At 69.4% G+C, this 11,897-nt stretch carries 12 protein-coding genes; 1 reads left to right on the forward strand and 11 read right to left on the reverse strand.

Annotated features, from left to right (window positions below; all coding sequences use genetic code 11):
• Positions 1-224 precede the first annotated feature (224 nt).
• The 11 genes from MRBLMI1x_RS00535 to MRBLMI1x_RS00585 form a co-directional block, all read right to left on the reverse strand.
• Positions 225-1,193 carry a glycosyltransferase gene (locus MRBLMI1x_RS00535; RefSeq protein WP_363454892.1) on the reverse strand — a complete coding sequence of 323 codons (969 nt, stop codon included), beginning with the start codon at positions 1,191-1,193 and terminating at the stop codon, positions 225-227.
• Entirely contained in the window at positions 1,190-2,281 is a 1,092-nt protein-coding gene (locus MRBLMI1x_RS00540) for a glycosyltransferase (protein WP_363454895.1), read from the reverse strand. The genes MRBLMI1x_RS00535 and MRBLMI1x_RS00540 overlap by 4 nt, the downstream gene beginning before the upstream one ends.
• Before the next feature lie 129 nt (positions 2,282-2,410).
• Positions 2,411-2,626, reverse strand: coding sequence for an Rv0909 family putative TA system antitoxin (locus tag MRBLMI1x_RS00545; protein ID WP_018187365.1), 216 nt, complete (start codon positions 2,624-2,626; stop codon positions 2,411-2,413).
• A 145-nt stretch (positions 2,627-2,771) separates the two neighbouring features.
• Entirely contained in the window at positions 2,772-3,962 is a 1,191-nt protein-coding gene (tuf, locus tag MRBLMI1x_RS00550; protein WP_018187366.1) for an elongation factor Tu, read from the reverse strand.
• Between the two features lie 147 nt (positions 3,963-4,109).
• Complete coding sequence (gene fusA / locus MRBLMI1x_RS00555) at positions 4,110-6,224, reverse strand: elongation factor G (protein ID WP_028497534.1); 2,115 nt, start codon at positions 6,222-6,224, stop codon at positions 4,110-4,112.
• Between the two features lie 77 nt (positions 6,225-6,301).
• Complete coding sequence (gene rpsG, locus MRBLMI1x_RS00560) at positions 6,302-6,772, reverse strand: 30S ribosomal protein S7 (RefSeq protein WP_018187368.1); 471 nt, start codon at positions 6,770-6,772, stop codon at positions 6,302-6,304.
• A gap of 5 nt (positions 6,773-6,777) precedes the next feature.
• The gene (rpsL, locus tag MRBLMI1x_RS00565; RefSeq protein ID WP_018187369.1) at positions 6,778-7,146 is read right to left on the reverse strand and encodes a 30S ribosomal protein S12; all 369 of its coding nucleotides are present in this window, start codon (positions 7,144-7,146) and stop codon (positions 6,778-6,780) included.
• Positions 7,147-7,451: 305 nt separating this feature from the next.
• Entirely contained in the window at positions 7,452-8,828 is a 1,377-nt protein-coding gene (locus MRBLMI1x_RS00570) for a DUF5684 domain-containing protein (RefSeq protein WP_363454900.1), read from the reverse strand.
• A gap of 34 nt (positions 8,829-8,862) precedes the next feature.
• On the reverse strand, positions 8,863-9,522 hold the full coding sequence (locus MRBLMI1x_RS00575; protein WP_018187370.1) for a hypothetical protein: 660 nt from the start codon (positions 9,520-9,522) through the stop codon (positions 8,863-8,865).
• Between the two features lie 65 nt (positions 9,523-9,587).
• Entirely contained in the window at positions 9,588-10,055 is a 468-nt protein-coding gene (locus tag MRBLMI1x_RS00580; protein ID WP_018187371.1) for a hypothetical protein, read from the reverse strand.
• 16 nt (positions 10,056-10,071) lie between these two features.
• A complete protein-coding gene (locus MRBLMI1x_RS00585; protein ID WP_363454904.1) occupies positions 10,072-11,148 on the reverse strand; it encodes an ABC transporter in 1,077 nt (358 codons plus the stop codon).
• Between the two features lie 131 nt (positions 11,149-11,279).
• Here MRBLMI1x_RS00585 and MRBLMI1x_RS00590 point away from each other — a divergent pair, with 131 nt between their 5' ends.
• Positions 11,280-11,888, forward strand: coding sequence for a hypothetical protein (locus MRBLMI1x_RS00590; RefSeq protein WP_040570586.1), 609 nt, complete (start codon positions 11,280-11,282; stop codon positions 11,886-11,888).
• Positions 11,889-11,897: the final 9 nt, after the last annotated feature.

Consider the following 11,897-nt stretch of genomic DNA (forward strand, 5'->3'; position numbering starts at 1 on the left):
CGCCCTTGGCGGGGCATCGCCCCCGCCGACGCGCGCACCCCTCATCGATCGGGAGGACGTCCACACGCCACGGCGCCGCCGACATCCCCGAATCAGATCGTGTCCGACCGAGCACGTTCGCTGCGGTGGCCGGGCTGCGTTACGGCGGCCGGAGCCACACGCCACCGGTGCCGCCCAGTCACTCTATACGTTCGCCCCGGAGCGCGAATTCACCCGGCACCCGCTCACCCGCCCGCACGCGCGAGCGTCGCGGAGACGATCCCCGCCGTGCGATCCCAGTCGTACGTGCCGCGCGGCGGGTCGACGGCGCGAGGGGATGCGGCGGCATCCGTCATCGCGGCGGCCCACTCGTGCGCATCGTGCGCGTCGGTCATCGCCGGGCCGCGCCCGTCCACGATCTCGGCGACGGCGCGGCATCCGGCCCAATGGATGACCGGCGTCCCGCTCGCCACGGATTCGAGGGCGGGCAGTCCGAACCCCTCGAGCAACGACGGCATGACGGTCGCGGCGGCGCCCCGGTAGAGCTCGGCGAGCCGCGCGTCGTCGACACCGCTCACCACGTCGACCCGGGCCTCGACTCCATGTCGCTCGGCGGCCTGCCGCACCTGGTCCGACTCGCCGGCCGGCACGACCGCGCGAAGACGGATGCCACTGGTCACCGCGAGGGCGCGCAGCACGACGTCGAGGTTCTTGTGCGCTCGGACGTTCCCGACGAACAGGACGTACGGGTCGGATGCGACCTCGCGCGGGCCGTCGGGGGTGAAGGCGGCGGAGCACCCGTTGCCGGCGTTGACGACGTCGACGGCGTCGTCGCGCAGCCACCGCCGGATCGCCTCGGCCGAGGTCTCGGACACCGTGAGGACGATGCCGGCTCGCCGGACCACACGCCGCACGGGGCCGCCGTAGTAGGCGAGGAACTTCGCGCGGCCAGGCCAGGGGCTCTCGAGCTGGATGAGGTCGTGGATCGTCAGGACCTGCCGCGGCGCGCGGACCAGCGCCCCGTACCCGGGCGAGTAGACCACGGATCCCGCGGCGAGATCCGGCAGGGCACGGAACGCGTCGAACGGGCTGTAGGGCGTGCCGTCCAGTCCCAGGCCGCGCCAGTCGCGATCGAGACGACCGAGCACCTCGCGGGCGTAGCGCCCGATCCCGTGCGCACCGCGGTACCGGTCGTCGACGAGGAGCCCGCTCACGCTGTCTTCTCCGCGACCCAGTCGGCGATGCGCGCTTCGAACACGGGACGATCGAACTCGTATGCGCGCCTCACACACGCCTCGCGGCTCGACGCCACCGCGCGCTCGACCGCGGCGCGCAGGTCCTCGCCCGCCCACTCGTGGACGAGCGCGCCGGTGACCCCGTCGATGACGCTCTCGGCGACTCCCCCGACGGCGTTGCCCACGACGGGCGTGCCCGCCGCCATCGCCTCGACCGGCATGATGCCGAAATCCTCCACGGCGGGGAAGACGAGCGCGAGCGCGCCCCGGTAGAGCGCGGCGAGCAGGATGGACGACGGGTCGCGGACGATCGTGACGGGATGCCGCCGATCCGCCGCGTACGCGCGCAGCCTCTCCTCGTCCGCTCCCCCACCCGCCAGCACCACGGGGAGGCCCGACGCGACCCCGGCGTCGATGACGAGCTCGAGGCGTTTGTACGGGACGAACCTCGAGACCCCGAGCAGATAGTCGCGCGGAAGGCCGGCGACGGCGGCATCCGTCTCGTCCGTCGGTTGCGCGTCGGCGAACCGTGCCACGTCGATCGGCGGGTGGATGACGGTGGCGTCTCGGCCCCAGGCACGCGCGACCCTGTCGGCGATGAAGGCACTGTTGGCGGCGATGGCGACGGGCTCGGCTGCGCGGCGCCGGTCGAGCGGCTTCAGGAGGGCGGAGGCGGCGCGAGCGGCGACGCCGCCACCCCGGCCGTCGAGCTCGGGCGTCCAGATGTACCGCGCCGGGGTGTGGGTGTAGACGAGCTTCGGCGCCTCGCGCGCGGCCCCGCGGAATCGTGCGTGGTGAGCGAAGAGGTGACTGCTGCAGAGAACCCAGTCGGCCTCCCGCTCCGGCAGCGCCCGCCAGGCCAGCGGCATGAGCGGCAGGGCGGCCGCCTTGTGCCCGCGGAGGGGGGTCCGGGCCAGAGCGGTCTCGTGGACGCCCGAGAATCGTCCCTCGCTCTCGTTCCAGAGGCACCACCGCTCGGCGTCGGGGAACACCCCGCCGAGCACGTCGAACACGTTCTCAGAGCCCCCGTGCCGAGACAACCACTCGTGGACGAGGATGCCGCTCACGACGCGTCCCGCTTCACCTGCGTCATCCGATCCTCACCATCCGACGTTCATTCTGTCAGACGGCGGACCGCCGGCCGGGGACGCGGAAGGGGACGGATGCGAGCTGCATCCGTCCCCTTCGCGCGATCGTCACTCGTTGCCGATGCGCCGATCCACGTTGTCGCGGACCTCGTCGACCTTGGCGTCGACGGAGTCGGGAGCGACCTTCTTCACGAACTCGGCCGCCGCGTCGAGCACCTTGTCGCTCACGTCCTCGGCCTGGTCGGACTTCAGGTTCTTCTCGATCTCGTCCTTGTGCTGCTCGAGGAACTGCTTCCCCTTGCCCACGATGTCGTCGATTCCCATACTCTCCCTCATCTCCATCGATGCCCGCGCGGGTGTCGCGGCGCGGTCAGTCTAGGTCGCCGAGGATTCGGGCGGCACCCCTCGCGGCAACGACGAAGGGGCCGGGCCCGAAGGCCCGACCCCTTGTCGGTGAGTCCGAAAGGACTTACTTGATGATCTTGGTCACCGTGCCGGCGCCGACGGTGCGGCCACCCTCACGGATCGCAAAGCCGAGTCCATCTTCCATGGCGATGGGCTGGATGAGCTCCACCGTCATGTCCGTGGTGTCACCGGGCATGACCATCTCGGTGCCCTCGGGCAGCGAGATGACGCCGGTGACGTCCGTGGTACGGAAGTAGAACTGCGGGCGGTAGTTCGTGTAGAAGGGGTTGTGACGGCCACCCTCCTCCTTCGAGAGGATGTAGGCAGTGCCCTCGAAGTTGGTGTGCGGCGTAACCGAACCCGGCTTCACGACGACCTGGCCACGCTCGACGTCGTCACGCTTGAGACCACGGAGGAGCAGACCACAGTTCTCGCCGGCCCAGGCCTCGTCGAGCTGCTTGTGGAACATCTCGATACCCGTGACCGTGGTCTTCTGCGTCGGGCGGATGCCGACGATCTCGACCTCGGAGTTGATGGCGAGGGTGCCACGCTCGGCGCGACCGGTGACGACCGTTCCACGACCGGTGATCGTGAAGACGTCCTCGATCGGCATGAGGAACGGCTTGTCCTTGTCACGCACGGGGTCGGGGATGTTCTCGTCCGCGGCCTCCATGAGGTCGAGGATCGACTGGACCCACTTCTCGTCGCCCTCGAGCGCCTTGAGGCCCGAAACACGGACGACCGGAGCGTCCTCGGCGAAGCCCTGCGAGGCGAGCAGCTCGGAGACCTCGAGCTCGACGAGCTCCAGGATCTCCTCGTCGTCGACCATGTCGGCCTTGTTCAGCGCGACCATCAGGTACGGCACGCCGACCTGCTTGGCGAGCAGGACGTGCTCACGCGTCTGAGCCATCGGGCCGTCGGTGGCGGCGACCACGAGGATCGCGCCGTCCATCTGGGCAGCACCGGTGATCATGTTCTTGATGTAGTCAGCGTGACCCGGGGCGTCGACGTGCGCGTAGTGACGCTTCGGGGTCTCGTACTCGACGTGCGAGATGTTGATCGTGATGCCACGCTGGCGCTCTTCGGGAGCGGAGTCGATCGACGCGAAGTCACGCTGCACGTTGGTGGCCGACGGGAACTTGTCGGCGAGCACCTTCGAGATGGCAGCGGTGAGCGTGGTCTTGCCGTGGTCGACGTGACCGATCGTTCCGATGTTGACGTGCGGCTTGGTCCGCTCGAACTTGGCCTTGGCCACTGGGTCCTCCTCAGGACTGTCGTGTAGTCATCCGGGCGCTGGATTGCGACCGGGTTTCTACGGGGATGTTGTCAGTGTAGTTGACGTGACGATATTCAGTTTGGGCGGATGCCGGGGGCCGGGCCCCCGGCATCCGAAGAGCGGGTGTTACTCGCCCTTGGTCTTCTGGACGATCTCGTCGGCCACCGCGCGCGGGACCTCGGAGTAGCTGTCGAACTCCATCGCGTAGACCGCACGACCCGAGGTCTTCGAGCGCAGGTCGCCGATGTAGCCGAACATCTCCGACAGGGGGACGAGGGCGCGGACGATCTTGATGCCCGCACCGTCCTCCATGGACTGGATCTGGCCACGACGCGAGTTCAGGTCGCCGATGACGTCGCCCATGTACTCCTCGGGAGTACGGACCTCGACCGCCATGAGCGGCTCGAGGAGAACGGGGTTCGCCTTGCGGACGGCCTCCTTGAAGCCCATCGAACCGGCGATCTTGAACGCCATCTCGGACGAGTCGACGTCGTGCGACGCACCATCGGTCAGGATCGCCTTGACACCCACCATGGGGAAGCCGGCGAGCACGCCGACCTGCATGGCGTCCTGGAAGCCCTGGTTGGTGGGCTCGATGTACTCACGCGGGATGCGGCCACCGGTGACCTTGTTCTCGAACTCGTAGATCTTGTCCGGGGTGACCTCGAGGGGCTCGAGGGCGAACTGGATCTTCGCGAACTGACCCGAACCACCGGTCTGCTTCTTGTGCGTGTAGTCGTGACGCTCGACGGTCTTCTTGATCGTCTCGCGGTACGCGACCTGCGGCTTGCCGACGTTCGCCTCGACGCGGAACTCGCGCTTCATGCGGTCGACGAGGATGTCGAGGTGCAGCTCGCCCATGCCCTTGATGACGGTCTGACCGGTCTCGGGGTTGAGCTCGGTGCGGAACGTCGGGTCCTCTTCGGCGAGCTTCTGGATCGCGATGCCCAGCTTCTCCTGGTCGGCCTTGGTCTTCGGCTCGATGGCGACCTCGATGACGGGCTCGGGGAACGTCATCGACTCGAGGACGACCGGCTCGTTCGGGTCGGCCAGGGTGTCACCGGTGGTGGTGTCCTTCAGGCCGATGACGGCGTAGATGTTGCCGGCGGTGACCGCGTCGACCGGGTTCTCCTTGTTGGCGTGCATCTGGAAGATCTTCCCGATGCGCTCCTTCTTGCCCTTGGTCGAGTTGATGACCTGCGCACCCGAGTCGAGCTGACCCGAGTAGACGCGGATGTAGGTCAGGCGGCCGAAGAACGGGTGCACGGCGACCTTGAAGGCCAGCGCGGCGAACGGGTCGTTGGCGTCGGGGTGACGCTCGATGACCTTCTCCTCGTCCTTCGGGTCGTGCGCCTCGATGGCGGGCACGTCGAGGGGCGACGGGAGGTAGTCGACGACCGCGTCGAGCATCGGCTGGACGCCGCGGTTCTTGAACGCGGAGCCGCAGAGCACGGGGTAGAGCTCGCCGGCGACGGTCATCTTGCGGATGGCGCCCTTGATCTCGGCCAGGCTCAGCTCTTCGCCTCCGAAGAACTTCTCGAGCAGCTCGTCGTCGGACTCGGCGACGGTCTCGAGGAGCTTCTGACGGTACTCGTCGGCGCGGTCCTTGAGGTCGGCGGGGATCTCCTGGACCTCGTACTTGGCGCCCATGGTGACGTCACCCTTGGAGTCACCGGGCCACACCAGTGCGCGCATCTCGACGAGGTCGATGACGCCGACGAAGTCGTTCTCGGCACCGATCGGGAGCTGCAGCACGAGCGGCTTGGCACCGAGGCGCTTGATGATGGTCTCGACGGTGAAGTAGAAGTCCGCGCCGAGCTTGTCCATCTTGTTGACGAAGCAGATGCGGGGGACGTCGTACTTGTCGGCCTGACGCCACACGGTCTCGGACTGGGGCTCGACGCCCTCCTTGCCGTCGAAGACGGCGACGGCACCGTCGAGGACGCGGAGCGAACGCTCCACCTCGACCGTGAAGTCGACGTGACCGGGGGTGTCGATGATGTTGATCTGGTTCTTGTTCCAGAAGCAGGTCACGGCGGCAGACGTGATCGTGATGCCGCGCTCCTTCTCCTGCTCCATCCAGTCGGTGGTCGAGGCGCCGTCGTGGGTCTCGCCCAGCTTGTGGTTGACACCCGTGTAGAAGAGGATGCGCTCGGTCGTCGTCGTCTTGCCGGCATCGATGTGCGCCATGATGCCGATGTTGCGGACCTTGTTGAGGTCGGTGAGCACTTCTTGTGCCACGGGGTGTCCTTACGTGTAGTGACGGATGTCGCGAGGTGACCGGCCGGGGGTTGCCCGGCCGGCCACCGAGGTGCTGATTACCAGCGGTAGTGCGCGAAGGCGCGGTTCGACTCGGCCATCTTGTGGGTGTCCTCGCGGCGCTTCACCGCGGCACCGAGGCCGTTCGAGGCATCCAGGATCTCGTTCTGGAGGCGCTCGGTCATGGTCTTCTCACGGCGACCCTTCGCGTACGAGACGAGCCAGCGCAGCGCGAGCGTGTTCGCGCGGTGCGGCTTGACCTCGACGGGAACCTGGTAGGTCGAGCCACCGACGCGGCGGCTCTTGACCTCGAGGGTGGGGCGGACGTTGTCGAGCGCCTTCTTGAGCGTCGCGACGGCGTCCTGGCCGTTCTTCGCCTCGACGCCCTTGAGGGCGTTGTAGACGATGGCCTCGGCGATGGACTTCTTGCCATCGACGAGGATCTTGTTCACCAGCTGGGTGACGATCGGAGCACCGTAGACCGGGTCGTTGACGACGACGCGGCGGGGTGCGGGTCCCTTGCGAGGCATCTAACTCAACCCTTCTTGGCGCCGTAGCGGCTGCGAGCCTGCTTACGGTTCTTGACGGCCTGGGTGTCCAGGGCGCCGCGGACGATCTTGTAACGCACACCGGGGAGGTCCTTAACACGACCACCACGGACCAGCACGAGCGAGTGCTCCTGCAGGTTGTGGCCCTCACCGGGGATGTAGGCGGTGACCTCGGTCCCGTTGCGGAGCTTCACACGGGCGACCTTGCGCATCGCCGAGTTCGGCTTCTTGGGCGTGGTCGTGTACACGCGGGTGCAGACACCCGCCTGCTGCGGGTTCGCCTTCAGGGCGGGCGCCTTGGTCTTGGTGACCTTCGGCGAGCGACCCTTGCGAACCAACTGCTGAATGGTTGGCACGTTCTCTCCTTGTCGATCTGCGCTCGGCTCTCGCCTCGCACAGGTGCTGCACGGTGACAGCGTTCGTGGTTTCACCACAGATCCATCAGCGCGCCGCGAGTGCGACGTGCGGGGTGATGGATATGCCGTGGGGGTGACCTGTTCGCAGGCCCTGTCCCTGGATGCGTTCGCCTCGCCTGCTCCGAACCGAGGCACGTCGCAGGGCGCGCGTATGCGCACACCCGGTCAATGATACGCGGGATCGCGAACCCGGGTCAAACGAGGCCGGTGTTCACCGCGAGTGCTCAGGTGACGATCGTCGAGCCTCAGGAACCGGCATCCACTCGCTGCAGACGAATCGATGCGTCCCCGAGCAGGAAGCGATCGGCGACCTCGGCGTCGACGCCCGGTTCGACCTCGACGTCCGCCCCGAGATTCGGCAGCAGGATGCCGTTCGTCGAGCCGAGATCGACGATGCGCCACGCGTCGCCGCGGCGTTCCAGACGCGCGTGGGTCTTCGACACCGTGCGCGTCGGATCGGCGATCGCCACGAGCTGCGCCCGAGGATGCGCGGGGTCGGCGACGGGGTTGCGCCCGAGGACGACGACGTCTCCCGACAGCGGCACGGTCGCCCCGTCCGGGAGCACGAGCTCCCACCGGGCGTGGCCACGCCGGACAACGACCGTGCGTTCGAGCTCGTCGTCCATCGGAGCGACATCGGCCTCGTCGCGCAGGCGCTCCTGCGCCGACACCGACCGCGTCGCCGCGACCGGTGCGCCCGCCGCCGGGGAGCCCGCCACGGCGGACACCTCGTCGGTCAGTTCCGGGAACACGTCGCTCTCGTCGCGGTCGGCTCCCACCGCAGCCGGGCGCACCCAGGCGACGGGTGCCTCGTCGCGGCCCGGAACCGCGGAGATGATCCCCGGGTCGGCGGCGGGATCGACGGCCCCGCCGCGGGCTGCGTTCGGCGGGAAGGGCGCAGGAGACACCGCGGACACCTCGTCCACGTCCTCCCGCCAGGGCGACTCGGAACGGAAGGTCGGATTCGGTGACGTGGGATCGGGCTGCTCGAGAGGCGCCTCGTCGGGAGCGGACTGCTCGACCGCGGGCGCATCGTGCGCCACCGGCGTCCACGGCTCCGGGGCGACGGATGCCGGGGGCTGCGGTGTCGTCCCGGCGCGCGGGACGGCCGGGGCGGGCTCGGCGGGTGCGGGGAATGCCGGCGGCGGGAGCGGGGCGCCGAACTCCGAGGAGAACGAGTCGAGCGGCGGATACAGCGGGGAGGGGGCAGGCGACGGTGACGCGGGTCGCAGGTGGGCGGGACGAGCACCGCGCCACTCCGCCGGCCCGAACCCGACGATCGTGACCCATACGGGGAACAGCAGCGCACCGACCACCGTCATCCCGGTGCCGTAGCCGAAACCGGGGTTCAGGCGGTGGATCGTCACAACGATCAGCACCCACACCGCGACGGTCCCGGGGCCGGGGACGAGCACGAGGAGGGCGAGCCAGGGCGAGAACCCGCCCCAGCGGAGGAGGACGGCGACGTTCAGCACCGGCACCCAGGCATGCCACGACTCCTCGCCCATCTTCCGGAAGGCGGCCGACAGTGCAAGGGCGATCCAGACGTAGACGGCGAGGCCGAGGATGATCGACAGCAGTCCCAGGACGACACCCGCACCGCTGTCGACACCCGTGTTCATCCCCCCACCCTAAATGAGCAGGTGAGGCATACGGTCAGACGCCCGGGAGTCCCTCGCCGGTGTCGAACGGCGCATCCAGCGACCGTGTCAGCTCCTCGAGCATCGCGGCGATCTGCGGCTCCACGTACTGCGCGACCGCGGTCTGGATCCGGAGCCGGTGGCGCAGGAGGATCGTGCACACCTCGCGGCCGACCATGCTCGCGTACTCGTCGGCCAGCCGGACCTCCTGCCGGAGTGCGGCCTTCGCATCCTCGGTGAGCGGCGGGAGCGCGGGCACGGCGGCATCCGCTTCATCGGCCATGCCGGCGATCGTGAAGAGGAAGGGCGCGCCGGGAACCGGGTCGGGGTCGAGGGGAAGGCCCTCGAACTCGGGCTCGAGTCCCTCGGACGGGCGGTAGGTGCGGGACCTGTTGCGATCAGCCTGCTGATCGAGTTCGGCCTGCAGCATGGGCAGGTTGCGCTCGGTGTATTGCGCGACGGACGAGTCGACGATCGTCTTGATCCGCGTCGACAGGCCGTGCTGCACACCGTGCGGGACGTCGGAGCCGAGGCCCGCTGCCGACAGGATCGGCGACCCCAGACATCGGCGGCACGGAGCGACCCGGCCACGGTGCGTCGCGGGCTCCCAGCGCGGCAACCAGCGCAACCAGGCCTCGACGGCCTGGTTCACCTGCGTCTCGAGCGAGCGCTCCACGGACCCATTCTCGCGGAGATCCGGGCCGATCGGGGGTATTTCCGGCCATCGGGATGCCGCGCCCGTCACTCGTCCTCGTCGCTGCGCTCCCACGGCCACTCGGGTCGGCGTGCGCGCGTCCGCCCGAGGGCGATCCCGGCCCATGACGCCGCGGCGGCGGTGACGGCGAGGACGAGGGCGAACCAGGACAGCGAGAACGTGCCCGCCGCCCCCAGAGCGAGCGCCGCATCCGCACCCGTCAGCACTCCCCCGAGCACGATCCCCGCCAGATAACCGGCCACCGTCGCGATCATGACCCACACCGCGGCGGGGTACCGTCCGCGGCGCACCGCGCCGTACTCGGCGCCCGCGAACGCGGCCGCCGCGAGCAGCATCGCGGCGATGCCGGCGCCCTGCCCGAGGCCCGGTGCGGCGATGACGTCGGTGTCGGTCACCAGGCTCGTGAAGCCGAATCCGCAGATCGCGAGCGCAGCGAAGCCGACCGCCGCGAAGAACGTGGCGATCGGCGCTGCGACGCCGGCGGGCTGGGTCATCAGCCGCGGGCAGTCATCAGTACTGGTGGAGCTGGGGGCCGGCCTCGAGGGTGCGCTCGTACTCGCGCTGCGCCTCGTCGTTCAGCTCGGTGACCCGACGACCGCGGCGGGCGACCCAGGCACCGAACCAGATGGTGATCTCGCGACCGAGGACGAAAGCGATGACGGCGAGCGGTGCGAGGAGCTGCTCGCCGACGATCTCGTTCGCGCGCGACGGCGCGATGGACCAGAACGGGGCCTGGAAGAGCTGCCCGAGGATGTGCCCGCCGTAAGCGACGGCACCGACGATCAGCCCGAAGACGACCCACAGACCCCAGCGACCGCGGTTGATGAACGCGCCGAGCAGCCAGAAGCCGAGGAAGAACACGGCGACGGGGACCCAGAATGCCCAGGTCGTCACGACCTCGACGAGCCGCTGCCCGACGGTGTCGACCGTGAGTCCGTTCTCGAGCGCATCCAGCCCGAGGATCGCCACGAGGTAGAGGACGGCGAAGACGAGCGCGGCGAGCAGGCCGATGAGGCCGGCAGCGCCGCGGTTGCCGCGCGGGCGGGGAGCCTCGGGCGCCTGCACGAAGATCGGCTGCTGCGAGTACGCGGCCGTCGGCGCGGCGGCGGGCTCGCTGGAGGTGACCGTCGTCGGGGTCTGGTCTACGTGGGAGGCGGCAGCCGTCGCTGCGGCGGGGGGCGCGGCATCCGTCGTCGAATCGGCGGGGACGGACTCATTGACGCGGGTGGGAGCATCGGCGTGAGGCATGGCCTCGGTCACCGCATCGTCGCGGGTCTCGGCCGACGGGCGGTAGAGCGGTTCGCTGCTGACCGCGCTGGAGGCGACGGGCGCGTCGGGTTCGCTGTACTTGCCGTAGTCGATCGACAGGTCGGAGCCCCGATCGGTCACGTCGAAGGAACGGTCGCCGCGGGTGCGCTCATCCGAGGTGCGCGAGGCGGCCTCCGCGTCGGCGAGGCTGTCGTTCGCACTGCCGACGACGTCGTCGACACCGCGGGAGTCGTCGGAGGTCGTCGGCTCCTCGATCGGCTCACCGTAAGCGGGCTCGTTGGCCTGGTCGTTCCGCTCGCCGAACTTGGGGTCGCTCATTGCCGTGTCACTCCTCACGCGGGGGCGTGCGCCACCGCTCAAGCGAGCGTATCCCGGCGTTCCGCGGGCGCCGGGGAGGCGCCCCGTCGTTTCTTCAGGCGGCGTGGCGCGGTGTGCGTATCGTGGTGACCATGTCCTCTCGGCGCGCACGCATCGGACGGGCCGTCGGAGCCCTCGTCGGCGCCGCCGCGCTCGCGGCCGCCGTGTCGGCCTGCGCCCCCGAGCCCGACACGCTCCGGCCCGCACCGACGGATGCGGCATCCGGAACCCCCACACCGACGATGACACCCGTCGCGATCGCCGACTTCCCGTTCGGCCCCTCGACGTCGACCACTCCACTCCCCTCGGATTGCAAGAGCATCCTGAGCGACAGCATCCTCACCACCCTCCAGGGCATCCCGCTGAACGCCCCGGGGATGGGCGGCGGCATCCGTCCCGACAGCAGCCGCGTCTGCGTGTGGGCCGACCCGGGCGCCAGCCGCACGAGTCTCGTCACGGTCGTCGGCTACTCCCCCGAGCGCGAAGCGCGCGACGCCCTGTACCTGCTCGGCGTCGACGACGGCTACCTCTGCTACGAGCCGGACGAAGGCCTGCGGTGCGAGAAGAGCGGCACCGACGACCTCGGCCTCCCCGTGGGTCGCACCGTCTACTGGCGCGACGGAGTGGCGATCGACACGCAGTACTCGAACCTCGCCCCGCAGGGCTACACCGCGGCGATCGTGTCGAAGATCTGGGGCTGAGGGCTCGGG

The sequence above is a fragment of the Microbacterium sp. LMI1x-1-1.1 genome (genome assembly GCF_040676205.1).
Classification (GTDB): Bacteria; Actinomycetota; Actinomycetes; order Actinomycetales; family Microbacteriaceae; genus Microbacterium; species Microbacterium aquilitoris.

Excerpts from the sequence above, each read along its gene's own strand:
- MRBLMI1x_RS00570 (WP_363454900.1), bottom strand. The coding sequence starts at position 8,828 with ATGAACACGGGTGTCGACAGCGGTGCGGGTGTCGTCCTGGGACTGCTG.
- MRBLMI1x_RS00580 (WP_018187371.1), bottom strand. The coding sequence starts at position 10,055 with ATGACCCAGCCCGCCGGCGTCGCAGCGCCGATCGCCACGTTCTTCGCG.
- MRBLMI1x_RS00590 (WP_040570586.1), top strand. The coding sequence starts at position 11,280 with ATGTCCTCTCGGCGCGCACGCATCGGACGGGCCGTCGGAGCCCTCGTC.
- MRBLMI1x_RS00545 (WP_018187365.1), bottom strand. The coding sequence starts at position 2,626 with ATGGGAATCGACGACATCGTGGGCAAGGGGAAGCAGTTCCTCGAGCAG.
- MRBLMI1x_RS00585 (WP_363454904.1), bottom strand. The coding sequence starts at position 11,148 with ATGAGCGACCCCAAGTTCGGCGAGCGGAACGACCAGGCCAACGAGCCC.
- rpsG (WP_018187368.1), bottom strand. The coding sequence starts at position 6,772 with ATGCCTCGCAAGGGACCCGCACCCCGCCGCGTCGTCGTCAACGACCCG.